We start from the raw sequence: 673 nt of genomic DNA, 5'->3' as shown, positions 1-673 counted from the left end.
GTTGCCAGGCGCGCCACCGCTGCGGAGGTGAGAGGGGCCATGCCCTCTTCCGATGTACGGGTTTTCATCAGCTGGGCGAACTGCTCGAGGCTGTCCTCGGCCAGCGGGATGTCCTCGTCGAAGTCCACCAGCACGCGGAACATCTCCTGGAAGTCCGGATCCAGGTCCTGCAGCGTGTAATAGAGCTGGCGCGAGCCGATGATGATCACCTTGACGTTCAGCGGGATGACCTGCGGCGTCAGCGTCACCGTGGCCAGGCGACCCAGCTCGGCCAACGGCGACTCCATCTTCAGCTTGCGCGATTGCAGGGCGCGCTGAGCGCCTCCCAGACGAAGGGCTCGCTGAGCAGCTTTTCGGCCTCCAGCATGAGAAAGCCGCCATTGGCGCGATGCAGGGCGCCGGGGCGCAGCTGGCGGTAACTGGTATAAAGCGCGCCCTGGTCGGTGCCGTATTCGATACGGCCGAACAGGTTGTCGAAGGTCGGGTGCGGCTCGAACACCACCGGCGCGCCGCCATCGACCGGGTGGCCGACCACCAGGCTCGGGCTGTACTGCTCCTCGAGCAGCACGCGGTTCTGTGCCTCCGGGCGGTTCTCGTCGACCAGCTGCTCGACCACGGTCTTCAGCAGGTTGACCTGCACCGCCTGCAGATAAGCCTCGATGCCGGCGTTCTC

1 pseudogene is annotated in these 673 nt (G+C 65.7%); it reads right to left on the bottom strand.

Going from position 1 to position 673, the window contains the following annotated elements:
* A pseudogene (locus ACU8YC_RS25335) lies at nt 1-499 on the bottom strand (AAA family ATPase); the annotation flags it as partial.
* Nucleotides 500-673 lie beyond the last annotated feature (174 nt).

It is taken from the genome of Citrobacter sp. VF227, from assembly GCF_052950715.1.
Note: the sequence above shows the minus strand (reverse complement) of the source record. Positions and strands in the feature narration are given on the sequence as shown.